The sequence below is a fragment of the Edaphovirga cremea genome (genome assembly GCF_003332275.1).
GTDB lineage: Bacteria > Pseudomonadota > Gammaproteobacteria > Enterobacterales > Enterobacteriaceae > Edaphovirga > Edaphovirga cremea.
This window is the reverse complement of sequence record NZ_QOVA01000011.1, coordinates 111,924-135,633: the sequence shown is the minus strand read 5'-3', so window position 1 is coordinate 135,633 and position 23,710 is coordinate 111,924. Positions and strand designations below refer to the sequence as shown.

The following is a 23,710-nucleotide window of genomic DNA, read 5'->3' as shown; positions in this document are numbered from 1 at the left end:
CAAATCCGTCGGGAACGGATTTGAGCAGCGCATGGCGCTGACCCGAAGGGCGCAGGGCAGGAGCCCGGCGTAAACTGCCAGGCATCAAACAAAGTAAAGAACCTCAGTCGAAAGACTGGGGTTTTTTGCTTTATAGGTAATGGGAAAGCCGATTCAAGTAAGTGAAATAAGAAAGGCTTCATAACGAAGAGTGTTGTCAGTACTGTTTCTTAAGCCACTGAACGATAAATTGTGCAATGCTTCCAGCATCATTGATATCTAAGATAGGCAGGGATGTTTCAGAGATCTGCTCATTACTGGCGATTGCCACCACGTATTCATCGATAAGACCGGCCAAGGGCTTGCCAACTTCTGGCCGAAAAAGGGCGATCTTGGCAATAGGCTCATGTTTAAATCCTTCAACAAAGATCATATCCAGAGAAGAATGTTCAAACCGGCTCGCGAGATAACCCAACTCAACCGATCCCTTCCCCTGACGCTCGGTCATTAGCGCCCAACGTCGATCGCTTGCCACCATCGTTTGATCTGCACCCGCTTTACGCAATTCATAACTGTCCTTTCCAGGCGTATCTACATCCATATCATGATGGCTATGTTTGATCAGACCAACCCGAATATCATGTTGCCGAAGGAGGGGTATCAGCATTTTCAGTAATGTTGTTTTGCCAGTTCCACTGTAAGCAACAATCCCAAGCAATGGCAGTGGTAATTTTTTCATCATTCATTCCCAGTTTGTGGATGCCAGGTTGCGATATCTTCAGGAGTATTCAAATTCTTGAAAGCGTTTGGTCGATCAGCAAATATCACGGGCACTGCATTGATATTGGAAAGAAATAGCATGAGCTTGCGGTCGCCATTTTCCAAAAAAGCTTCAAGCTGTGGGGCGAGGCTACGGTGTAATAATGCCAGGGTAGGATGGGCCCTTGCACCGTCATCGGCGTATGCCGCCAATGCCAGTTTTTTACCTTGCCACAAGCGAGAAACGAGATCGACTGGGAAATCAGGGACATCACAGGGTACAAACACGACCCATTCAGTGAGGGAAATTTTTAGCGCGGCAAGCATACCAGCCAAAGGACCAGCGAAATCAGGCGTAATGTCAGCTACAACCTGTTGATGTTGGCTATAAATATCGATATTTCGATTGGCGCTGATTAGAAGATGGCTCACCTGGGGGCGTAGTTTTTCCAGAATATGTATGAACAGAGGTTTACCCTGCAATTTTACCAATCCCTTATCTTCCCCACCCATGCGAGTAGCCCGGCCTCCGGCGAGAATAACACCCGTAGTATCAGGACTCATAAGCTTGCTCTCCGTCAGCCAATATTTACAGTAATGATTGTATCGCTAAAGCTACGGCGGAATAAGGATTTACTTTTATTGACAACTCATCCTCTTTTCCTTGACGGTTAACCCTGTTACTTTGTCCACTTATGTCTGTGAAAAGAGAAAATGATATGAACTGCCATCGGTTAAATGAACTGATTGAATTGTTACAGCCAGAATGGAAAAAAGAGCCTGAATTGAATTTGCTTCAGTTTGTACAAAAACTGGCGAAAGAGAGTGGTTACCATGGAGATCTCGCCGATTTAACCGATGATATCCTGATCTATCACCTCAAGATGCGCGGCAGCGATAGTGACGCGGAGATCCCGGGTCTGAAAAAAGACCAGGAAGATGATTTTAAAACGGCTATTTTGCGCGCTCGTGGTGTCATCAAGTAATAAAACAATGAGTTACTGATTCGTCATGTGCCGTTGGGGACATTGATGATAGTATTTCTCATTATCTTTCAGCCGTAGCGTCACTCTAGAATGAATGTTGTTATGAACAACTCTGCGTTTAATTTCCAGGCACTGACACCAGACCTTATTCTTGATGCGCTGCAAGATGCGGGGCTTTATGCGGAATCTGGACTGACTGAACTTAATAGTTATGAGAACCGCGTATTTCAGTTCATGGACGAAGAACGCAAACGCTATGTGGTTAAGTTTTATCGTCCAGAGCGGTGGAGTGAAGAACAAATCGCGGAGGAGCACCAGTTTTCGCTGGATCTGCAGGATGCTGAAGTTCCTGCAGTCGCCCCTCTCGCGCTACAAGGTAAAACGTTGCATCATTATAAGGGCTATTATTTCACTGTATTCCCGAGTGTTGGGGGAAGGCAATATGAAATAGATAACCTGGATCAGATGGAATGGGTGGGGCGGTTTCTTGGTCGAATCCATCAGGTGGGCAGCGAGCGGCTTTTTATCGCCAGACCAACCATTGGGATCGACGAATATTTAACACAGCCGCGTCAAATTCTTGCTGCCAGCACTTTGATTCCGGTGAAACAGCGCGATCGTTTCCTGGCTGCTACAGACAAACTCATCGAAACCATCACGCAGTATTGGCATTTGGATTGGCAACCGCTAAGGCTGCATGGCGATTGTCATCCGGGAAATATTCTGTGGCGCGATGGTCCAATGTTTGTGGATCTTGATGATGCCCGAAATGGTCCAGCGATACAGGATTTATGGATGCTTCTGCATGGTGAAAGGAAAGAGCAACTTATTCAGCTCGATATCCTATTGGAAGCATACAGTGAATTTGCTGAATTTGATCAGAAGCAACTCGCTCTGATTGAACCATTACGCGCAATGCGTATGGTTTATTACCTTGCATGGGTTACCCGCCGTTGGCAGGATCCTGCATTCCCGAGAAGTTTTCCGTGGATGACAGACGCTGACTTTTGGTTACAGCAGACAGCGGCATTCACAGAACAGGTTAAGCTGTTGCAGGCTCCCCCGCTGCAGCTGATGCCAATGTATTAAAGCTTTAATCGTGTGTGACCTAAAGCTGAAATTAACGTACTAAAGCTTAAATTAATGGAGAGCGTTATTGTATGAAGAAAATATGGTTGGCATTGGTTGGAGTCATGATGGCATTCGGTGCCTCTGCCACGCAATTCACTGACGGTTCTCAATACGTCACTCTGGATAAACCAGTAACTGGTGAGCCGCAAGTTCTGGAGTTCTTCTCATTCTATTGCCCGCACTGTTTTCAGTTTGAGCAGGTTTATCATGTGTCCGAAAACGTCAGAAAAGCGTTACCGCCGGGCACCAAAATGACCAAGTACCATGTGGAGTTCTTGGGGCAATTCGGTAAAGAACTTACTCAGGCATGGGCAGTAGCGATAGCTCTGGGTGTTGAAGATAAAATCAGCCCACCGATGTTCGACGCCATTCAGAAAAAGCAGTCTATACAGTCAGCGGCAGATATCCGTGATGTCTTTATTCAGGCTGGTGTAAAACCGGCAGAATATGATGCTGCCTGGAATAGCTTTGTTGTCAAATCCCTGGTAGCACAACAACAGAAAGCTGCGCAAGATTTGGGATTACGCGGCGTGCCAGCGATGTTTGTGAACGGCAAGTATATGATTAAAAATGATGGGCTTGATACCAGTTCTATGGATGCCTATGTAAAACAATTTGCTGACGTTGTGCGATTCCTCGTTCAACAGAAGTAACTTTTCCATACTAAAAAACGTCGGATCTCCGGCGTTTTTTATTGCCTGCAATATACCCCATTCTCTCAAGCGACCGATCTTTTTCCATCCACAGTTAATTTAACCAGAGCTGAAACTGACGTTTGAATGTCTTATCACGCAGATAATCACCGTGCAGATTCGCATTAATCGGCAGCATCCCGGTATGTACACTAATTCGATTCATTCTTCCGCTGAACATGTCGATGAACGGACTGTTTTTGTTATTGGGATAACAGAGAGTAACGTTTAAATCCGATTAAACTAATTTCGCGAATAACGCGGCATGAAAGGCATTATATTTATGACCTTTGGTGAGAAAGCGTAACGAGGTATCAAAAGCATGCGCTACATGAAAGCCGATTTTAGCAGAAACTGAGCATCGGGGCTGAATCTGAAAGGTGATGGAATTTTATATTGATGGCATTCATGTTTGCGTGGCCAACGTCGCCATTAAAAAAATAGGTCTAGTGAATAAAATGGATATATAAGTTATATCCACAAAACACATTAAAGAGATATGACAAAGAGTAAAAACCAGAAAACTCTTAACTTTATGAAATAAAACAGATTAATTTTTGATATTTAAAAACATAGTGTAAATTTATATTAAGTCTGTTTTTTTACTCACAAACTTATCCACAGGGCGGATCTTGCGGATCCTTTCGCAAAATTGATACCTTCTTCAACAGATTCCGACGTCAAGGTTCGTCTTTCGCGTCAGCTATGGCATGCTTACGGCATGGACCTACTAGCAAAAGACCCCTTATGGCACAGATAGCAGAAAATCCCCTGATCCTGGTTGATGGTTCGTCGTATCTTTACCGTGCGTACCATGCTTTTCCTCCTCTGACTAACAGTGTAGGGGAGCCGACAGGCGCCATGTACGGCGTAATGAACATGCTCAAAAGCTTGCTGCAACAGTATCAACCGACGCATGTTGCGGTCGTTTTTGATGCTAAAGGCAAAACCTTCCGAGATGATTTATTTGCGGCGTATAAATCCCATCGTCCACCGATGCCTGACGATCTTCGTGCACAGATAGAACCTTTGCACGAAATGGTGAAAGCTGCAGGGATGCCGCTCTTGGTGGTAACCGGTGTTGAGGCCGATGATGTCATTGGTACATTGGCTCTTGAGGCTGAGAAACTCGGGCAGCCCGTATTAATCAGTACGGGCGACAAAGATATGGCGCAGTTGGTCACGCCAAATATTACCCTGATAAATACCATGAACAATGTGATTCTTGGCCCGGATGAAGTGGTTGAGAAGTATGGTATTCCTCCTGAGTTGATTATTGATTACCTTGCATTGATGGGCGACGCTTCCGACAATATTCCCGGTGTGCCGGGTGTCGGTGAAAAAACCGCGCAGGCGCTACTGCAAGGCATTGGCGGGCTGGAAAAGCTGTATGCCAATCTTGATGATGTCGCAACGCTGAGTTTTCGCGGTGCCAAAAATATGGGCGCAAAACTGGAACAAAATAAGGATGTTGCATTTCTTTCCTACCAGTTGGCGACCATCAAAACTGACGTTGAGCTGGATATCACCTGTGATCAACTGACCGTCACGTCACCGGATATCGATCAATTGCGTACTCTGTTCAGCCGTTATGAGTTCAAACGTTGGTTGAGCGATTTGGAGGATGGCAAGTGGTTGAATGGGAAAAAAGCGCCGTCAGCAGCGAAGAAAAAAGGGGCTGAAGAGATAGTAGTTGTTGCAGAAACCGAGGTAGAGCGTAACCAGTTGTCGCAAGATGGCTATGAAACTATTCTCGATGAGCAGACCTTTGATCGCTGGCTTGAAATATTGCGTACGTCCGAAGTTTTCGCATTTGATACTGAGACGGATTCTCTTGATACCCTGACGGCAAATTTGGTTGGCGTCTCTTTTGCCGTAGAGCCAGGTAAAGCGGCCTATTTGCCATTGGCGCATGACTATCTGGACGCACCCGCTCAGTTGGATCGGGCTGAAGTCTTGAAGAAGCTAAAACCGCTTCTTGAAGATGAGAATGCACACAAAGTAGGGCAAAACCTGAAATTTGATCAGGGTGTTCTCAAGCGTTATGACATTGAGCTTCGTGGCGTCGCTTTCGACACCATGCTTGAATCTTACGTCCTGGACAGCGTTTCTGGACGTCATGATATGGACAGCCTGGCAGATCGCCATCTGGGCCATAAGACAGTCAGTTTCGAAGAGATTGCAGGCAAGGGTAAAAATCAGCTTACGTTTAACCAAATCGCCTTGGAACAAGCGGCTCCTTATGCGGCGGAAGATGCGGATGTTACCTTGCAACTGCATTTGGCATTATGGCCAAAGTTGGAAGAGAGTGAGGGGCTGAAGAAAGTCTTTCAGGAAATCGAAATGCCCTTGTTGCCAGTGCTGTCTCACATCGAACGCACTGGCGTCTTGATTGATCAGTCAATTCTGGCGACGCACTCCAAAGAATTAACGGTGCGTTTGGCAGAACTTGAAATCAAGGCGCATGAGCTGGCTGAAGAGCCGTTTAATCTGGCTTCTCCCAAGCAGCTACAGGCCATTTTGTACGAAAAACAAAACCTGCCGATTCTGAAAAAAACACCTGGCGGAGCACCTTCAACGAACGAAGAAGTTCTGGCTGAACTTGCGCTCGATTACCCGTTGCCGAAAGTGATTCTTGAGTATCGTGGTTTAGCCAAACTCAAAACCACCTACACCGATAAGCTTCCGCTGATGATTAATCCGGTAACGGGACGTGTCCACACGTCATATCATCAGGCAGTTACGGCCACCGGTCGCTTATCGTCAACCGATCCCAACTTGCAAAATATTCCGGTACGAAATGATGAAGGCCGTCGTATCCGGCAGGCATTTATTGCGCCGAAGGATTATTGCATTGTTGCTGCCGACTATTCGCAAATTGAATTACGGATTATGGCGCACCTTTCTCAGGATGCCGGTTTGTTAAAAGCATTTGCTGAGGGGCTGGATATCCACCGGGCGACAGCGGCAGAAGTGTTCGGGCTTTCATTGGAAAAAGTAACGGGTGAGCAACGGCGTAGTGCCAAGGCTATAAACTTTGGTTTGATTTACGGAATGAGCGCATTTGGCCTTTCCCGCCAACTCGGTATTCCACGCGGTGAGTCGCAACGCTATATGGATCGTTACTTTGAGCGTTACCCTGGCGTATTGGAATACATGGAGCGGACACGCAAGCAAGCCGCTGAGCAGGGCTACGTCACCACGCTTGACGGACGCAGGCTCTACTTGCCAGATATTCACTCAAGCAATGGGATGCGGCGTAAAGGTGCAGAACGAGCAGCGATTAACGCCCCTATGCAGGGTACTGCAGCAGACATCATTAAAAGAGCGATGATATCCGTAGATAGTTGGCTCCAGCAGCAGGAAAAACCGTTGGTTCGCATGATCATGCAAGTGCACGATGAATTGGTTTTTGAAGTTCATGAATCGGTCATCGAAACTGCCTCCGAGCGGATTCGTCAGATAATGGAACAAAGCATGAGTTTGGCTGTGCCACTGAAAGTCGATGTGGGAGTAGGGAAGAATTGGGATCAGGCACACTAAGTGGTGATAACTTAAGCTGTTTTTGTAATTAAGCTACATTATTAGACCCATTTACGTAGAACTGCTCACAATAAGAACGCAAATTTGTGTAAGTAAACTACAAAAAATTCTTTTGCACTGCGAAAAAATGATGTAAAGTTAGAGTCGTAGGGTACAGAGGTAAGATGTTCTATCTTTCAGACCTTTTACTTCAAGTAATCGGATTTGGCTGAATATTAGCCGCCCCAGTCAGTTTTGACTGGGGCGTTTTTTCTTGTAAATCAGTCATGTTTTTTTCTCCCCTCCATCTTTTCCTGCTTCTTTCCGATCTCGTTTTTTTCCTGAATATGTACACACAACAGTAAAAATGCTGGCGGAAAACTGCGTTTGCCAAATTTGTAGCATGTAATTTCATGACACAAATAAGTCAGGCGACCAAAAGGCCGCCTGAAAGGGGAGTTTGTGCAATGGAAGGGTGAAATATTATTCAGCCGCTTCTTCTGCCAGAACTTCTGGAGGAATTTGGCTGAACCAATGATCCAGCTTCTGTTGCAGTTTATCGACACCGAACTTTTTCAGGGATGAGAATGCCTCAACCTGAATGTCGCCACCGAAAGAAATCACGGCTTCACGCACCATGGTGACCTGAGCTTTGCGCGCACCAGAGGCCAGTTTGTCGGCTTTGGTCAACAACACCAGAACAGGCAAGTTGACATCGACAGCCCATTGAATCATCTGCTGATCGAGATCTTTCAGGGGATGGCGGATATCCATCAATACCACCAGGCCTTTAAGGCAGTTACGCATTTGCAGATATTCACCCAAGGCGCGCTGCCACTTGCGCTTCATCTCTTCCGGGACTTCTGCATAACCGTAACCGGGTAAGTCAACGAGACGTACGCCCTCCTTAACCTCAAACAGGTTAATCAACTGGGTACGGCCTGGGGTTTTACTGGTTCTCGCCAGACTCTTCTGGTTGGTGAGCGTATTCAGCGCGCTGGATTTCCCTGCGTTTGAGCGGCCAGCAAATGCGACTTCAATACCTTCATCTCCAGGCAAGTGACGAATATCCGGGGCGCTGATGACAAAATGAGTCACATGATAGTTAAAAGTTTGGCTGGTCAAAACGTTGGTCTCCGTCGGGCGCTGAGTATCTGGGAGGCGATTATAACTGTTACGGTAAGAAAAAAGGCGAGTTTGTTTTTTTAATCGCCGAAGTGAGTGATAAAAGAGAAGGATTTCTCGAGCCGGCTCGGAATATCTACCAGATATCAGCAAAAAAAGCGGGGAGCGCAATCTGCCACCTTTTTTCTTTGTCTGCTTTCTGCTAGATTCCGCCGCAATTCTATACTGAATGTACATCCCTGAGAGTGAATGCCATGAACCAGTCACCGAAAGCACCGCGCGCAAAAGCGGCGACCGCCAAGAACAAAAAGAAAAGCCGTGTTGAGCTGGATCTAGAAGCCCGTGAGCGTAAGCGTCAGAAGAAACACCGTGGACATGTTTCCGGTTCTCGTACGAATGTGGATGCTGACAAGAACGCAGCTAACGCCCAGTGTAAAAATGCCGATCCTCGTATAGGGAGTAAAAAACCGGTTCCGTTACTGGTTGAAACCGTCAATAAAAAAGCGGTCAAACCGAAGCCGGAAGAGAAACCACGTCTGTCACCAGAAGAAGAACTGACCAAGCTGGAAAACGATCCGCGTTTGGATGCGTTGCTCGACAAGTTAGACGACGGCGAGACGCTTAATGCTGAAGATCAGGCATTTGTCGATCTGACCCTCGATCGTATTGATGTGCTGATGGATCAACTCGGTATCGAACTGGGTGATGAAGATGATGAGGTTGATGAAGTAGAGAAGAACGAAGATATGCTGCAACTTCTGAAACGCGGTAACCCGAAAGACGTATTTTAACCCGTGTCCTGGCTGATTCCATTAATAGCCATACTGCTTGTGTGTTATCTGATTTGGTTATTCGGTAAACTATGGCGACTGTCGCAAACGAAAGCTCGTTTGCGCAGAGCTACCGTGGCCAGGCATGTTAAAACACTGCCGCTTAACCGACCCGGTAGGAAAAAATATCGGAAGGAGTGAGCAATGAAGTCTGAGCAGGCGATTGTCTGGGATCTGTCACTGATTCAAAAATATAACTATTCCGGGCCACGTTACACGTCGTATCCAACGGCTCTCGAATTCAGCGAAAATTATGACAATGCAGCCTTTCAACGGGCTGCAGAACGTTATCCGCAGCGTGCTGTTTCGCTTTACGTCCACATTCCTTTTTGCCATAAGCTGTGTTACTTCTGTGGTTGCAATAAGCTGGTCACCCGACAGCAGCAGAAAGCGGAAGAATACCTCAACGTATTGGAGTTGGAGATTCGCCAGCGTGCGGCGCTGTTTAAAGGCCGTCAGGTGAGTCAACTTCATTGGGGTGGTGGGACTCCCACTTATCTCAATAAAGCCCAGATAAGCCGTTTGATGGGCCTTCTGCGCGGTCATTTTGAGTTCCTGCCAAATGCGGAGCAATCCCTGGAAGTCGATCCGCGTGAAATTGAGCTGGACGTCCTCGATCATCTGCGCAGCGAAGGATTCAACCGCCTGAGTATGGGGGTGCAGGACTTCAATAAAGAGGTTCAGCGACTGGTCAATCGCGAGCAGGATGAGGCGTTTATTTTTGCGTTGATTGAACGGGCGCGGGCGCTGGGTTTCAATTCAACCAATATAGATTTGATCTACGGATTGCCAAAACAGACCCCCGAAAGTTTTGCCTATACGCTGCAACGCGTGGCGGAATTGAATCCCGATCGGCTTAGCGTATTCAACTATGCGCATATGCCGAAGCTGTTTGCTGCCCAGCGTAAGATTAAAGATGCAGATCTGCCGAGTGCGGAGCAAAAACTTGAGATCCTTCAGCAGACTATTGCGTCACTGACGTCCTCTGGCTACCAGTTTATTGGTATGGATCACTTTGCGAAACCTGATGATGAACTGGCGATTGCCCAGCGTGAGGGTAAACTTCACCGTAATTTTCAGGGCTATACCACGCAGGGTGACAGTGAATTGTTGGGACTGGGTGTTTCGGCAATCAGTATGCTCGGTGACAGCTATGCGCAGAATGAAAAGGACCTCAAAACGTATTACGCCCAGGTAACTGAACGGGGTAATGCGTTGTGGCGCGGGCTGGAGATGAGTCATGATGACTGTATCCGCCGCGATGTCATTAAGACGCTGATCTGTAATTTCAGTCTGGACTATGCCCCTATCGAGCAAAAATACGCGATTACCTTTGCCGATTATTTTGCCGAGGATCTGATTTTGTTGGCACCGCTGGAAAAAGACGGGCTGGTGGCGTGCTCGAAGGAAGGCATTCAGGTGACGCCGCGTGGGCGTTTACTGATTCGCAATATCTGCATGTGTTTTGATGTCTACCTGCGTAAACAGGCGAGGCAACAGCAGTTCTCCCGCGTGATTTGAGTTCCCGATGAAAAAACAGCCGCATTGCGCGGCTGCTTTGATTTGAAATAATCCGACCAAAAGATTTCCAACTACTCACTAACTCACTAACTCACTAACTCACTAACTCACTAACTCACTAACTCACTAACTCACTAACTCACTCACTCACTACTCCATTCCCAATTCTTTCAGCTTGCGAGTCAGGGTATTTCGTCCCCAACCCAGAAGCCGCGCGGCTTCCTGCTTGTGCCCTTGGGTATGACGCAATGCCGTAGTGAGAAGCGTTCTCTCCATTTCCGGCTGTGCTTCAGATAACAGGTTTTGATGACCGGAACGCAGCGCGCGATCGGCCCACTGTGCCAGTAATGTTGCCCAACTGTCGGGCAAGCTTTGACCCGCGGATTCCGGTGCGGTTGTTTCAAACAACTCGCTCGGGAGATCCTGGATCAGCACTTCCTGACCCGCCGCCATCACCGTTAGCCAGCGGCAGGTGTTCTCTAATTGACGAACGTTACCTTGCCATGGCAAACGGGTAAGCGCGGTTTCCGTTTCAGGATGAAGATTTTTTGCTTCCACACCCAGTTCTTTGGCAGCGACTTGCAAGAAGTAGCGGGCGAGCCGGGGGATATCTTCACGACGCTCACGCAACGGAGGTAAATGCACGCGGATAACATTGAGCCGATGGAATAAATCCTCGCGGAATTTACCTTCCTGAACGCGCAACTCCAGATTCTGGTGAGTTGCGGCAATAATGCGCACATCCACTTTGACGGGCGCATAACCGCCCACGCGATAAAACTGGCCATCGGCCAGAACACGCAGCAAACGGGTCTGCACATCCAGCGGCATATCCCCAATTTCATCCAGGAAGAGAGTTCCACCATCGGCCTGTTCAAAACGTCCCTGACGAATTTGGTTAGCGCCGGTAAACGCCCCTTTTTCATGACCAAACAGCTCGGATTCAATCAAATCCTTGGGAATGGCAGCCATATTCAGGGCAATGAAAGGCGCTTTGGCTCGTGGGCTGTGTCGGTGCAAGGCGTGAGCCACCAACTCTTTACCCGTTCCCGATTCACCATTGATCAATACGCTGATCGATGAACGTGAAAGGCGGCCAATAATGCGGAAAACATCCTGCATTGCCGGGGCTTCGCCAATGATATCGGCGGTTGGGCCACTGGCAGGCTGAGTGCGGGGAGGCTGTTGCTGTTCCTGATAGTGACTGATTGCGCGTTCAACCAACGCAACGGCTTCGTCGATATCAAAGGGTTTTGGCAAGTAATCGAACGCACCCTGCTGATAAGCGCTGACCGCAGCATCCAAATCGGAATGCGCGGTCATTATGATGACCGGAAGCATCGGGTGGCGCTGTTTGATCTGTTTCAGTAGCGCCAAGCCATCCATTCCCGGCATGCGGATATCGGAAAGCAGCACGTCGGGGGTCTGAGTGGCGATGGCATCCAATACTTCGTTGCCGCTGTCAAAGGTGGTGCAGCTCAAACCAGCCCCAGTGAGAGCGCGTTCAAGCACCCAGCGGATGGAGCTATCGTCATCGACGATCCAGACAATCCCTCGTTGCATAGTGAACCTCACTGGCGAATAGGCAGATAAACCGAGAACTCGGTATGACCTGGCCAACTGTTAAATTCGATCTTCCCAGAATTCTGGTCAATCAAGTTTCGTGCAATGGACAAACCGAGACCGGTTCCTCCTTCGCGACCACTGACCATTGGGTAGAACAGCGTGTCTTGTAAGTGGGAAGGAACGCCAGGACCGTCATCTTCGACATCAATGCGTGCAGCCAGACGATAGCGAACGCCATGCAAAGTTATCTGAAATGCGGTTCGGGTCCTGAGCGTAATGGTGCCTCCCTGCGGCCCTAACGCCTGTAAGGCATTACGGGTGATATTAAGCAGCACCTGTTCAATCTGATCAGGGTCATGTGCCAACTCGGGCAAACTTGGGTCGTAATCTCTCACCAGTGTGACATTGTCCGGTTTCTCCATTGAAACCAACTGACAAACGCGCTCTGCAACCTGATGAATACTTTGGGTTATGTGCTGACCCGGACGTTGCGGTCCTAACAACCGATCAACCAGATTACGCAGACGGTCAGCCTGTTCAATAATCACCTTGGTATATTCATTCAATGCAGGATCGGGTAAGGCTTTGGAAAGAAGTTGTGCAGCACCCCGCAGTCCGCCGAGTGGGTTTTTTATCTCATGTGCCAATCCCCGCACGAGATCGCGAGCGGCAACCTGCTGCGCATGTTGCAACTGTTCCTGACTTAACCGGCGTTGATTATCCATAGGCGCCAGTTCAATCAGCAAGAAATTCTCAGGCAATGCCTGAGCCGTCAATGAGAGGATATGCGCTCGTCCATCAACGACTAATGTGACTTCGTTATCCGTAAAACCTTGTCCGGCGGCCAAACTCTCACGCATCATTTCTACATTGAGCGAGAAATAACCTAATAATTCCGGCAAAGGTGTACCGAAAAGTTTACGAGAACTTTGGGCTAACAGCTGCTGAGCTGCAGGGTTAGCATAATGAACTGCCAAATCCTCATCTAATAGCAGAATACTATTAATGAGCGAATTAAGGATCTGCCCAGCATCGGGCAGCTTGCCAGTTGCCATAAAAGCAGTCTCCTGCACCTTCGTGGTGCATTTTATCATGCCTGATCACAGAGTATCGCTGATCAGAGAAATTTTGCCGGGATAATGTGGAGAAAAAAGCCCATCCGAAGATGGGCTGAAAGTTTCCACGGCAACAAAAAGCTAACTCTTGAACGTCGCAAGCGTTATCGCCTGGACGCTGTTTTGCTTAAAACTGTTTTACTTAAATACTGTTTTACTTAAACGCTATAGTACAGCTCAAACTCAACCGGATGCGGAGTCATGCGCACGCGATCCATTTCTTCTTTACGCAGTGCGATGTAAGCATCGATCGCGTCGTCAGAGAACACACCACCACGGGTCAGGAACTCACGGTCGGCATCAAGTTCATTCAATGCTTCTTCCAGAGAACCTGCAACTTTTGGAATTTCAGCCTCTTCTTCTGGCGGCAGATCGTAGAGGTTTTTGTCCATTGCGTCGCCTGGGTGGATCTTGTTGATGATGCCGTCAAGGCCAGCCATCAGCAGTGCAGCAAACGCCAGGTATGGGTTGGCTGCCGGGTCCGGGAAGCGAGCTTCAATGCGCACAGCTTTAGGGCTGGAAACGTGTGGGATACGGATAGAAGCAGAACGGTTACGGGCTGAGTAAGCCAGCATAACAGGTGCTTCGTAACCTGGGACCAGACGCTTGTAAGAGTTGGTGGTTGGGTTGGCATAGGCGTTGATTGCCTTGGCGTGCTTGATGATACCGCCGATGTAGAACAGGGCAGTTTCAGACAGGCCGCCGTATTTGTCGCCAGAGAACAGGTTAGTGCCGCCCTTGGACAAAGACATGTGGCAGTGCATACCGGAGCCATTGTCGCCAAACATAGGTTTTGGCATAAAGGTCGCGGTTTTGCCAAATGCATGGGCAACGTTGTGCACCACGTATTTGTAGATTTGGATTTCGTCAGCTTTTTTGGTCATGGTGTTGAAGCGGGTAGCCACTTCGTTCTGACCTGCTGTCGCCACTTCGTGGTGGTGAGCTTCAACAACCAGGCCCATCTCTTCCATGGTCAGACACATGGCAGAACGCAGATCCTGTGCGGAATCGACCGGAGGAACTGGGAAGTAACCGCCTTTTACTGCAGGACGGTGCCCTTTGTTGCCGCCTTCGTATTTGGTGCCTGAGTTCCATGCGCCTTCGATATCATCGATAGCAACGTGGGAACCGGAGATACTGCTGCCGAAGCGAACGTCATCAAACAGGAAGAATTCAGGTTCTGGCCCGAACAGGACGGTGTCCGCGATACCGGAAGAACGCAGAAAGTCTTCAGCGCGTTTGGACGTTGAACGTGGGTCACGGTCATAGCCTTGCAGCGTGGTTGGCTCAAGAATGTCACAGCGAATGATCAGCGTTGATTCTTCATAAAACGGATCCATTACGGCAGTGGTGGCATCTGGCATCAGAACCATGTCAGATTCGTTGATACCTTTCCAGCCACCAATAGAGGAACCATCAAACATCTTCCCTTCTTCGAAGAAGTCAGCATTAACTTGATGTGAAGGAATCGTGACGTGTTGTTCTTTGCCCTTGGTATCTGTGAAACGCAAGTCAATGAATTTCACTTCATTCTCATTCATCATCGCGAAAACGTGTTCAGCGGACATACTTGTTTCTCCCGGATTTCTCTTTGTCGTCGTGGAACGAATTACCGTAATGGAAAGGGCGTTTCGCCTTTTAAAAGCTATTTTGCCGGTTAGGACTCATTTCGCTTTATTAGTACTTAATTCGCTATTGGTACTTATTTCATCTGTCAGGACATAAGCGAGAAGTGTGCCAACTTTCATAATGCCCGTATTCAGCGACATTGCGGCAATATTACCCACGGAAAGTATGCACCATTACTGAGACTTTGCACTATAATTGTGCGTTTGCGCGATAGTGTTGCACTGTGATGGTGCAATTGAGGGGGCGAGGGGCGGTTGTGCACCGTGAAAGGGATCACAAACTAACCAGTGAGAGGTTGTTTCTCACAGATGCTTGTGATCTTGTTTAGTCCCTCGCTTAATACGTGTACAATAGCGCGCTATTTCTAATGCCTGAGGCAAAGCTGTGATCGAAAATTTGCGTAACATCGCCATTATTGCGCACGTTGACCATGGGAAAACTACCCTGGTCGACAAGTTGCTGCAACAATCTGGTACGTTCGGTGAGCGTACTGAAGCAACTGAGCGTGTAATGGACTCCAATGATTTGGAGAAAGAGCGTGGGATTACTATCCTCGCAAAAAACACCGCCATTAATTGGAAAGACTACCGTATCAACATCGTGGATACCCCCGGACACGCCGACTTCGGCGGCGAGGTAGAGCGTGTGATGTCTATGGTTGACTCGGTACTGCTGGTCGTTGACGCAATGGATGGCCCGATGCCGCAGACTCGTTTCGTGACCAAGAAAGCCTTTGCTTATGGTCTGAAACCGATCGTTGTTATCAACAAAGTTGACCGCCCTGGCGCGCGTCCTGACTGGGTTGTCGATCAGGTATTCGACCTGTTTGTAAACCTGGATGCAACTGACGAACAACTCGACTTCCCAATCATCTATGCATCTGCATTGCTGGGTATTGCGGGTAACGATCATAATGAGATGTCGGAAGACATGACCCCGCTGTATCAGGCTATCGTTGATCATGTTCCTGCTCCGAACGTCGACAGTGACGGCCCGTTGCAGATGCAGATCTCCCAGTTGGACTACAACAACTATGTGGGTGTTATCGGCATCGGCCGCATCAAGCGTGGCGTGATTAAGCCTAACCAACAAGTCACTGTGATCGACAGCGAAGGCAAAACCCGCAACGGTCGAGTCGGTAAAGTGCTGGGTCACATGGGTCTGGAGCGTATTGAAGCCACGTCCGCTGAAGCGGGTGACATCATTGCGATCACGGGTCTGGGTGAATTGAACATCTCTGATACCGTCTGTGAAGCGGGTGCTGTTGAAGCACTGCCACCGCTGACCGTTGATGAACCAACCGTGACCATGTATTTCTGCGTCAACACCTCGCCGTTCTGTGGCAAAGAAGGTAAGTATGTGACTTCACGTCAGATCCTTGACCGTCTGAACAAGGAACTGGTGCACAACGTCGCACTGCGCGTTGAAGAGACTGAAGATGCTGATGCATTCCGTGTATCTGGCCGTGGTGAACTTCACCTGTCGGTTCTGATCGAGAATATGCGTCGTGAAGGTTTCGAACTCGCTGTATCCCGCCCGAAAGTTATCAACCGCAAGATTGATGGCCGTATGCAAGAGCCATTCGAAAACGTCACGCTGGATATCGAAGAACAGCACCAGGGTTCAGTCATGCAAGCCATGGGTGAGCGTAAAGGCGACGTTAAGGACATGATCCCTGACGGCAAAGGTCGTATCCGTCTGGATTACATGATCCCAAGCCGTGGTTTGATTGGCTTCCGTACTGAATTCATGACCATGACTTCCGGTACCGGCCTGCTGTACGCAACGTTCAGTCACTATGATGATGTGCGTCCGGGTGAAATCGGCCAGCGTCAGAATGGCGTGCTGATCTCCAACGGTCAGGGTAAAGCAGTCGCGTTTGCGCTGTTTGGTCTGCAAGATCGCGGCAAGTTATTCCTGGGTCACGGTGCTGAAGTGTATGAAGGCCAGATCATCGGTATCCACACACGCTCCAACGATCTGACAGTAAACTGTCTGACCGGTAAAAAGCTGACCAACATGCGTGCGTCTGGTACTGACGAAGCAACCACTCTGGTTCCGGCCATCAAAATGTCTCTGGAGCAAGCTCTGGAATTCATCGATGACGACGAATTGGTAGAAGTGACTCCGCAGTCTATACGTATTCGTAAACGTCACCTGACCGAAAACGATCGTAAACGTGCTAACCGTGGTCCGAAAGAAGCGTAATTTTTAATCTTCTTTCAATACGCGTAACACCAATAAACATGGCGCCTCCGGGCGTCTGTTTTTTTATCTGGCCTTGCCTCGCATTACTTTCATTCCCTCTTTGTCCATTTCTGTCATCTTCGTCCATTTCCCGCTAAAGTAAAATCTCATTGTTAAATCAGGAGCGACTCATGTTGTATATCTTTGATTTAGGGAATGTGATTGTCGACATCGACTTTAAACGTGTTCTGGGCGTGTGGAGCAAATTGAGTGGGGTGCCGCTGGCCTCTCTCACTGAGCGCTTCAATATGGGCGAGGCTTTCCAGCAGCATGAACGCGGTGAGATTAGTGACGAGGATTTCGCCAACCAACTGTGTGATGAGATGGGAATCGCACTAAGCTTTGAACAGTTCGCTGCAGGATGGCAGGCTCTATTTATCGGCTTGCGTCCCGAGGTAATTGCCATTATGCAGCGTCTACGCAGCGAAGGGCATCGGGTCGTTGTGTTGTCGAATACCAATCGTCTGCACACGGAATATTGGCCGGAAAATTATCCCGAAGTCGCTGCTGCCGCAGATTACATGTATCTGTCGCAAGATATCGGCATGAGAAAACCTGAAGAGGGAGTTTTCAAATATGTGCTGAATCGTGAAGGTATTCCTGCGCAACAGGCGGTGTTCTTCGACGACGTTGCCATCAACGTTGAAGCAGCCCGCAAATTAGGTATTGAAGCGGTTCAGGTCACCGACAAGTCAGTCATCCCTGCCTATTTTTCCTGAGTGGGTGGATAAAATGTTAATGGCTAGATAAAACATTAATAGTGAGATAAAACAGGGCGCTAACCGGTAAAAACAGCAAACAGGAGCCGTCTATGTCGAAGTTACTGTCTGTGCGCATGTCGTCGTCGCTTCATTCATTCGCCCATTATATGAAAATGCTCATACGACGGGTGGATAATGATGATTTGACGCTATTGGCTGGGCATCTGGCTTACGTCTCTTTGCTGTCTCTGGTTCCGTTGATTACCGTTGTTTTTGCTCTGTTTGCTGTATTTCCGGTATTTGCGGAAATGAGCATTCAGTTGAAAAGCTTCATTTTTTCTAATTTTATGCCCGCCACCGGTGATGTACTCCAACGTTATCTTGAACAGTTTATGGAAAACTCGAACAAGATGACGGCGGTGGGGACCTGTGGGCTGATTGTGACGGCCTTACTGTTGATCGCTTCTGTCGACAGCGTGCTAAACAAAATCTGGAATAGCGACAAGAAACGTCCGATCGTTTTTTCTTTTGCGGTGTACTGGATGGTGCTGACGCTTGGCCCGATTTTGGTGGGAGCCAGTATGGCGATCAGCTCATACTTGTTGTCACTAAAATGGTTGTCGGCTGACGAGGTGCTCAGCATGATCGATCAACTTCTGCGTGTTTTGCCGTTGTTCTTGTCGTGGATTTGTTTCTGGCTTCTTTACTGTATTGTTCCCACTGTGCGCGTACCTGTGCGCGATGCGATGATCGGTGCGCTGGTGGCGGCACTGCTGTTTGAATTAGGTAAGAAAGGCTTCGTGCTTTACATCACCATGTTTCCTTCTTATCAATTGATCTACGGTGTATTGGCCGTGATCCCAATTTTGTTTCTCTGGGTCTATGTGAGCTGGTGTATTGTGCTGTTAGGTGCAGAAATTACCGTAACGCTCGGTGAGCAGAGGGCATTGCGGCAGCTCAAGGCTGCAAACCAGTCCCCGCAGGAGAAGTAGATTTATTATGATTGCCTTGATTCAACGAGTTTTGAACGCCAATGTGACTGTCGCAGGGGAAACTTGCGGTGAAATCGGATCGGGATTGCTGGTATTGCTGGGTGTGGAAAGTGGCGATGACGAACAGAAAGCTAAGCGGCTATGCGAAAAAGTAGTCAATTACCGACTATTTTCTGATGAAAATGACAAGATGAACCTTAACCTGCAGCAGATCGGTGGCAGCCTGTTGGTTGTGTCCCAGTTCACGCTGGTGGCCGACACGGGAAAAGGTTTGAGACCCAGTTTCTCCCGCGGTGCATTACCCGAAGATGCAGAGCGATTATACGAATATTTTGTCGGGCAGTGCCGTGAAAAAGAGATCCATACCGAAACAGGCCGTTTTGCGGCAGATATGAAAGTGGCGCTGGTCAATGACGGTCCCGTAACATTTTGGTTGCAGGTGTAGGCTGAATTAAAAGAGAAGGCGTATATGTATCACCTCCGAGTCCCCGTTACAGAGCAAGAGCTGAAAGATTATTACCAATTCCGTTGGGAGATGCTGCGCAAGCCGTTACATCAACCCATTGGTTCTGAGAAGGATGCCTACGATGCAATGGCCCACCATCAAATGGTGGTGGATGAAGAGGGCAGACCGGTTGCAGTAGGTCGCTTATATATCAATGCCGATAATGAAGCCGCTATCCGCTTTCTGGCGGTGGATCCCAATGTTCAGGATAAAGGGCTAGGGACATTGGTCGCGATGACTCTTGAGTCTGTGGCGCGGCAGGAAGGGGTTAAGCGTGTGGTATGTAGCGCTCGTGAAGACGCCGTGGAGTTTTTCTCAAAACTGGGTTTTGTGAATCAGGGGGAAATCACCACCCCGCAAACGACACCCGTGCGCCACTTTCTGATGATTAAACCGGTCGCCACGCTCGACGATATCCTGCATCGTCCGGATTGGTGTGGCCAGTTGCAGCAAGCCTGGTACGACCATATTCCGCTGAGCGAAAAAATGGGTGTGCGCATCAGCCAATATACCGGACAGCGTTTTGTTACGACGATGCCGGAAGCGGGTAATCAGAATCCGCATCACACCCTGTTTGCCGGGAGCCTGTTTTCTCTGGCTACGCTGACGGGGTGGGGATTGATTTGGCTTCTGCTTCGCGAGCGTCATCTCGGCGGCACCATTATTCTGGCGGATGCGCATATCCGTTACAGTTCACCGGTAACCGGTCGGCCCCGAGCCGTTGCCGATCTCAGTTCAATCAGTGGTGACCTCGATCGCCTCGCCCGTGGGCGCAAAGCGCGCGTGCAGCTTGATGTCACGTTGTTTGGTGATGAAAAGGAAGGCGCGGTATTTGAAGGAACCTACATGGTGTTACCCGCTGAACCGTCAGAACCTCTCGAACAAGGTGGGTCTGAAGTAGTAATCCGATAAGTATGAGGAGGTGGGTTTAAGGCCGCACCTCCTCAACGTGCCCTTTAAGGGGCTGTCGCGCCCGCCACCACACCATTATTCATTTGCTGGGTCACGTGCTGCCCTTCCGCGGTCGTCGCAGTCAGCGTGCCACGCAGCGTCGATTTGAACGGTGTGTCTGCCGCCACTTGCCCACGTAGGTTGAGTTGCAGATTGCCCTCTCCTTGTAACGGTAACTCCGGCCATCCCCAATTCTGCAATATATTGATCGGCACTGAACGACCATTCAGGGTGGTGCTGAAAGAGCGCTGCGGTTGCTGGCTGATATTCACCGAGGCTTCAAGCAACCCTTTTTGGGTAAAGGCGCTGAGTTCACTGAAGGTAATCTGGCCATCATTGGCTTCCAATGTCAGTGAAGGACGGCGCACATCGACTTTATTGAACGTTGCATCGCTGGCATTCAGATTGAGTTTACCGGCCCATACGCCCCATTTATGATTACGGGCCAGCAGCAGGTTACTGCCATACCCATCCAGAGCCGTTAACTGGAACGGGAAATCAGGTGTGATATCAATCACCAGATTGCGATTGGTGGATAACCGGGAGATCCCCACTTCAGCCAGCCAATTTGGCAATGTCTCCATCCACAATGCCCGCCAATTTTCCGGCAAAGTGTATTCCAGAGCAGCCACGGCCAACTCGTTGAGTTGCAAACGATGGTTTTCCCTCGTCCAATTACCGGTCGTTCGCAGTAACCCTCCCTCCCAACGCGTACTCAATTGTTTGATCTCAATACCTTTCTGGTTAAGGGTCATATCAACAATGGGATCGCTGAAATGAAGATTACCATTAATCAAATCGCTGGCGTTGAAGGCCAGTGAGCCGTCATCCGTCTGCCAATCTCCTTGGGAGAAAGTGATGTTTTGCAACGTTAGATCGAGATCATTGAATGCCCAATCCTGTCCCTGCAAGCGGGCATCAATCAGATCTGCGCGGTTAATTTTCACTTTGGGCAACTGTTCAAAGTCTTTCCAGAATGCAGAGAGTGTTTGCGAGGTTTGCATGCGGATACTGCTCAGCCGCAGGTTATCCACCAACCAACTGCCATCTGGCGCCCGGCTGGCGTTGCCAGTGAGCTGCCCTCGGGCAAAGTCCGCACCTATATCATTGAGAAATAACCGATCATCTCGAATCTCACCCTGAACCAGAACATTGCTGGCGGGAATATCATTGAGAGTCAGTTCCCCGGCACTGAGCTGGAACTGGGCGTTATTGCCCAAAAGATGCTGCTCAGAAGGCAACCAGGGTTGAATTCCGGCATTAACGCGTTGTGCATTGATTTTCCAACTGTCTTTGTTACTGATTAACCGCATATTCGACAGTTGCAACAGGTCAGCTTTTATCGGTAATGGCCGGGCAGGAGAGGTGAGATTCAGGCTACCGTCACGTAATACCAAACGATCAAAATAGCGCGGCTCAGTGATTTGCCGCCAGCTTAAGCCCAGTGTGACATCCCCTGCGCTCAATATTTCTGGTTGATTGGCGAGAGCGAGACGAACGTCAGAAAAACTGATTTCAGTTGGCGATGACAAGGAATGGTTTATCTTGCCCAGTGACACGTGATATTCGCTGTTGTCGCTGACCCAACGGCTGATCCAACCGGATGCCCAGGTTGTTTGTAGCAATACATATAACAGTACTATTACCAATACCAACAATAGCAACAGTGTCAGCAGCAGTTTTCCGATAAATTTCATCGTCCAATCCATGTAGGTCAGGAGTTATACAACTGTTTATGCCGTAAACCGTTGATTATCTCAATAGGCTAACATGTTAAGGACAATAAAAAGCGGTCAGTGTTCCAATTCACTGACCGCAACTGGTGGGGTTTGCAGCAGCTGTTTATTTTTCTTGTGGAAATACCAAATTCAGAATAATGGCAGTGACCCCACCCGCAGCGATACCCGAAGAGAACAGATTTTTAATCCAGTCCGGTGCAAATTGCAGAATCAGCGGTTGTTGGGAGACACCCAGACCAACAGCAAGTGACAGCGCAATAATCATTATCGCCCGGCGATTAAGGGTTTCGCGGGACACGATGCGCACGCCTGACGCGGCGATAGTACCGAACATCACCAGTGTGGCACCGCCTAGAACGGGTTCCGGGATATGCTGAACCAGCGCACTGACGCCGGGGAACAGACCGAGCACAATCAGCATCAGCGCTACAACAAATCCAACATGGCGGCTGGCAACGCCGGTCAGTTGGATCACGCCGTTATTCTGACCAAAACAGGAATTTGGGAAGGTATTGAACACCGCTGACAGCATTGAGTTCAGGCCGTTGGCCAATACGCCGCCCTTGATGCGCTTCATGTAAAGTGGACCGGTGACTGGTTGTTCTGATACGTCTGAGGTCGCCGTGATGTCCCCGATGGTTTCAAGTGACGTCACCATGAAGATCAACATCAGGGGCAATAACAAATTCCAGTCAAAGCCAAGACCGTAGTAGAGCGGCGTCGGAATGACAATCAGTGAGCTTTCTTGCGCAGGCGGTGCAACGGGCAACATATCGGTGGCCCAGGCCAGCAGATAGCCGACGGCCATGGCGATCACCAGTGACGAAACGCGCAGATAGGGATTACGCTGACGGTTGAGCAAAATGATCACGACCAGCACGGCTGCCGCCAGCAGTAAATTCTTGGGTGCGCCGAAAGTATGATCGCTCATTGCGCCGTAACCGCCGCCGATCGAGGTCAGGCCGACCTGAATCAGGGATAGACCGATAATCATTACCACAATCCCGGAAACCAAAGGGGTAATGATACGGCGTGCCAGATGCAGTACGCGAGACAGCAGGATTTCGGTGCACGAGGCAACCATCAACGTACCAAACAGTGCTGCCATCATGGTAGGAACATCGGCTCCACCATTCTTCAGCGCCAACCCGCCCATAATCAGCGGGCTGACAAAATTGAAACTGGTTCCCTGAATGGAGAGAAGCCCAGAACCTACAGGCCCCCAGGTTTTGATTTGCAGAATGGAAGCCAGCCCGGAAGCAAACAGAGACATGCTGATGATGTGTTGGGTATCCTGTGCCGGAAGGCCAAGCGCCTGACAAATCAGCAATGCGGGTGTAATCACCGCGACAAACATCGCCAGTAAATGTTGGCAAGCAGCAAATAGCGTTTGCGGTAGAGGAGGGCGATCTTCCAGCCGGTAAATCAGTTCACTGTTTCGGTGCGAAGTGGGTGCGGACTGCTTAAGTTGTTCTTCAACTGATTGCAAGCTCATGATGTTGGCATTTTCCCGAGGCGCAAAGGGGGCATTTTAATGATCCCCTTCACAAAAGCAAACGTTTGCCTGCCCATGTTTTTAACACATATCGTTATATACCAAGTCGTTATTATTCTTTTTCTCTATTTTTAGCGGCTAGTTTGTCGTGTGAGCAAGATGAAATTGTTGATTAATAATATATATTTCATCGAGTTGCAGGGTTTTGATTGATTTTTTAACGCT

Annotated in this window: 20 protein-coding genes and 1 pseudogene; 12 read left to right on the top strand and 9 right to left on the bottom strand. The window is 48.9% G+C overall.

Annotated elements, in window-relative coordinates; all coding sequences use genetic code 11:
• Positions 1-196: 196 nt before the first annotated feature.
• Positions 197-718 (bottom strand): molybdopterin-guanine dinucleotide biosynthesis protein MobB, encoded by a 522-nt coding sequence (gene mobB, locus DRI82_RS15760; RefSeq protein WP_114194861.1) that lies wholly within the window; start codon positions 716-718, stop codon positions 197-199.
• Positions 718-1,302, bottom strand: coding sequence for a molybdenum cofactor guanylyltransferase MobA (gene mobA, locus DRI82_RS15755; protein ID WP_114194860.1), 585 nt, complete (start codon positions 1,300-1,302; stop codon positions 718-720). Before mobA ends, mobB begins: the two co-directional genes overlap by 1 nt.
• 155 nt (positions 1,303-1,457) lie before the next feature.
• On the opposite strand from mobA, the gene DRI82_RS15750 reads away from it, so the two are divergent.
• The 3 genes from DRI82_RS15750 to dsbA all read left to right on the top strand — a co-directional run bounded on the left by DRI82_RS15750 (position 1,458) and on the right by dsbA (position 3,508).
• On the top strand, positions 1,458-1,724 hold the full coding sequence (locus DRI82_RS15750; RefSeq protein ID WP_114194859.1) for a YihD family protein: 267 nt from the start codon (positions 1,458-1,460) through the stop codon (positions 1,722-1,724).
• Positions 1,725-1,826: 102 nt separating this feature from the next.
• Positions 1,827-2,813: a serine/threonine protein kinase gene (locus tag DRI82_RS15745; RefSeq protein ID WP_114194858.1), complete on the top strand. Its 987-nt coding sequence runs from the start codon at positions 1,827-1,829 to the stop codon at positions 2,811-2,813.
• Between the two features lie 71 nt (positions 2,814-2,884).
• A complete protein-coding gene (gene dsbA / locus DRI82_RS15740) occupies positions 2,885-3,508 on the top strand; it encodes a thiol:disulfide interchange protein DsbA (protein ID WP_114194857.1) in 624 nt (207 codons plus the stop codon).
• A 97-nt stretch (positions 3,509-3,605) separates the two neighbouring features.
• On the opposite strand, the pseudogene DRI82_RS24365 reads toward dsbA, so the two are convergent.
• Positions 3,606-3,779, bottom strand: a pseudogene (locus DRI82_RS24365) (acyltransferase); the annotation flags it as partial.
• Between the two features lie 515 nt (positions 3,780-4,294).
• On the opposite strand from DRI82_RS24365, the gene polA reads away from it, so the two are divergent.
• Both polA and spfP read left to right on the top strand, forming a co-directional pair.
• On the top strand, positions 4,295-7,090 hold the full coding sequence (gene polA / locus DRI82_RS15735; RefSeq protein ID WP_114194856.1) for a DNA polymerase I: 2,796 nt from the start codon (positions 4,295-4,297) through the stop codon (positions 7,088-7,090).
• Between the two features lie 164 nt (positions 7,091-7,254).
• On the top strand, positions 7,255-7,302 hold the full coding sequence (gene spfP, locus DRI82_RS24850; RefSeq protein WP_462677094.1) for a small protein SpfP: 48 nt from the start codon (positions 7,255-7,257) through the stop codon (positions 7,300-7,302).
• 250 nt (positions 7,303-7,552) lie between these two features.
• Here spfP and yihA read toward each other — a convergent pair whose 3' ends face one another.
• Positions 7,553-8,194 carry a ribosome biogenesis GTP-binding protein YihA/YsxC gene (gene yihA / locus DRI82_RS15730; RefSeq protein WP_114194855.1) on the bottom strand — a complete coding sequence of 214 codons (642 nt, stop codon included), beginning with the start codon at positions 8,192-8,194 and terminating at the stop codon, positions 7,553-7,555.
• Between the two features lie 254 nt (positions 8,195-8,448).
• Here yihA and yihI point away from each other — a divergent pair, with 254 nt between their 5' ends.
• Positions 8,449-8,985 carry a Der GTPase-activating protein YihI gene (gene yihI, locus DRI82_RS15725; protein WP_114194854.1) on the top strand — a complete coding sequence of 179 codons (537 nt, stop codon included), beginning with the start codon at positions 8,449-8,451 and terminating at the stop codon, positions 8,983-8,985.
• Between the two features lie 183 nt (positions 8,986-9,168).
• Complete coding sequence (gene hemN, locus DRI82_RS15715) at positions 9,169-10,545, top strand: oxygen-independent coproporphyrinogen III oxidase (RefSeq protein WP_114194853.1); 1,377 nt, start codon at positions 9,169-9,171, stop codon at positions 10,543-10,545.
• A gap of 150 nt (positions 10,546-10,695) precedes the next feature.
• On the opposite strand, the gene glnG is transcribed toward hemN, so the two are convergent.
• From glnG to glnA, 3 genes are all read right to left on the bottom strand, one after another.
• Positions 10,696-12,108, bottom strand: coding sequence for a nitrogen regulation protein NR(I) (gene glnG, locus DRI82_RS15710; protein WP_114194852.1), 1,413 nt, complete (start codon positions 12,106-12,108; stop codon positions 10,696-10,698).
• Positions 12,109-12,116: 8 nt separating this feature from the next.
• Entirely contained in the window at positions 12,117-13,166 is a 1,050-nt protein-coding gene (glnL, locus tag DRI82_RS15705; RefSeq protein ID WP_114194851.1) for a nitrogen regulation protein NR(II), read from the bottom strand.
• A gap of 218 nt (positions 13,167-13,384) precedes the next feature.
• Entirely contained in the window at positions 13,385-14,794 is a 1,410-nt protein-coding gene (gene glnA / locus DRI82_RS15700; RefSeq protein ID WP_114194850.1) for a glutamate--ammonia ligase, read from the bottom strand.
• Between the two features lie 445 nt (positions 14,795-15,239).
• Here glnA and typA point away from each other — a divergent pair, with 445 nt between their 5' ends.
• From typA to fabY, 5 genes are all read left to right on the top strand, one after another.
• Entirely contained in the window at positions 15,240-17,063 is a 1,824-nt protein-coding gene (gene typA / locus DRI82_RS15695) for a ribosome-dependent GTPase TypA (protein ID WP_114194849.1), read from the top strand.
• Positions 17,064-17,233: 170 nt separating this feature from the next.
• Complete coding sequence (yihX, locus tag DRI82_RS15690; RefSeq protein ID WP_114194848.1) at positions 17,234-17,821, top strand: glucose-1-phosphatase; 588 nt, start codon at positions 17,234-17,236, stop codon at positions 17,819-17,821.
• Between the two features lie 92 nt (positions 17,822-17,913).
• Entirely contained in the window at positions 17,914-18,795 is an 882-nt protein-coding gene (locus DRI82_RS15685) for a virulence factor BrkB family protein (RefSeq protein ID WP_114194847.1), read from the top strand.
• Positions 18,796-18,802: 7 nt separating this feature from the next.
• A complete protein-coding gene (gene dtd / locus DRI82_RS15680; protein ID WP_114194846.1) occupies positions 18,803-19,240 on the top strand; it encodes a D-aminoacyl-tRNA deacylase in 438 nt (145 codons plus the stop codon).
• 24 nt (positions 19,241-19,264) lie between these two features.
• Positions 19,265-20,212 carry a fatty acid biosynthesis protein FabY gene (fabY, locus tag DRI82_RS15675; protein WP_114194845.1) on the top strand — a complete coding sequence of 316 codons (948 nt, stop codon included), beginning with the start codon at positions 19,265-19,267 and terminating at the stop codon, positions 20,210-20,212.
• Positions 20,213-20,256: 44 nt separating this feature from the next.
• Here fabY and DRI82_RS15670 read toward each other — a convergent pair whose 3' ends face one another.
• Positions 20,257-21,948, bottom strand: coding sequence for an AsmA family protein (locus DRI82_RS15670; protein WP_114194844.1), 1,692 nt, complete (start codon positions 21,946-21,948; stop codon positions 20,257-20,259).
• A gap of 145 nt (positions 21,949-22,093) precedes the next feature.
• The gene (locus tag DRI82_RS15665; protein WP_114194843.1) at positions 22,094-23,485 is read right to left on the bottom strand and encodes a nucleobase:cation symporter-2 family protein; all 1,392 of its coding nucleotides are present in this window, start codon (positions 23,483-23,485) and stop codon (positions 22,094-22,096) included.
• Positions 23,486-23,710 lie beyond the last annotated feature (225 nt).

Bases quoted from the DNA above. Each gene is read 5' to 3' on its own strand.
- mobB (WP_114194861.1), bottom strand. From the start codon at position 718: ATGAAAAAATTACCACTGCCATTGCTTGGGATTGTTGCTTACAGTGGA.
- mobA (WP_114194860.1), bottom strand. From the start codon at position 1,302: ATGAGTCCTGATACTACGGGTGTTATTCTCGCCGGAGGCCGGGCTACT.
- DRI82_RS15750 (WP_114194859.1), top strand. From the start codon at position 1,458: ATGAACTGCCATCGGTTAAATGAACTGATTGAATTGTTACAGCCAGAA.
- DRI82_RS15745 (WP_114194858.1), top strand. From the start codon at position 1,827: ATGAACAACTCTGCGTTTAATTTCCAGGCACTGACACCAGACCTTATT.
- dsbA (WP_114194857.1), top strand. From the start codon at position 2,885: ATGAAGAAAATATGGTTGGCATTGGTTGGAGTCATGATGGCATTCGGT.
- polA (WP_114194856.1), top strand. From the start codon at position 4,295: ATGGCACAGATAGCAGAAAATCCCCTGATCCTGGTTGATGGTTCGTCG.
- yihI (WP_114194854.1), top strand. From the start codon at position 8,449: ATGAACCAGTCACCGAAAGCACCGCGCGCAAAAGCGGCGACCGCCAAG.
- hemN (WP_114194853.1), top strand. From the start codon at position 9,169: ATGAAGTCTGAGCAGGCGATTGTCTGGGATCTGTCACTGATTCAAAAA.
- glnG (WP_114194852.1), bottom strand. From the start codon at position 12,108: ATGCAACGAGGGATTGTCTGGATCGTCGATGACGATAGCTCCATCCGC.
- glnL (WP_114194851.1), bottom strand. From the start codon at position 13,166: ATGGCAACTGGCAAGCTGCCCGATGCTGGGCAGATCCTTAATTCGCTC.
- glnA (WP_114194850.1), bottom strand. From the start codon at position 14,794: ATGTCCGCTGAACACGTTTTCGCGATGATGAATGAGAATGAAGTGAAA.
- yihX (WP_114194848.1), top strand. From the start codon at position 17,234: ATGTTGTATATCTTTGATTTAGGGAATGTGATTGTCGACATCGACTTT.
- DRI82_RS15685 (WP_114194847.1), top strand. From the start codon at position 17,914: ATGTCGAAGTTACTGTCTGTGCGCATGTCGTCGTCGCTTCATTCATTC.
- dtd (WP_114194846.1), top strand. From the start codon at position 18,803: ATGATTGCCTTGATTCAACGAGTTTTGAACGCCAATGTGACTGTCGCA.
- fabY (WP_114194845.1), top strand. From the start codon at position 19,265: ATGTATCACCTCCGAGTCCCCGTTACAGAGCAAGAGCTGAAAGATTAT.
- DRI82_RS15670 (WP_114194844.1), bottom strand. From the start codon at position 21,948: ATGAAATTTATCGGAAAACTGCTGCTGACACTGTTGCTATTGTTGGTA.
- DRI82_RS15665 (WP_114194843.1), bottom strand. From the start codon at position 23,485: ATGAGCTTGCAATCAGTTGAAGAACAACTTAAGCAGTCCGCACCCACT.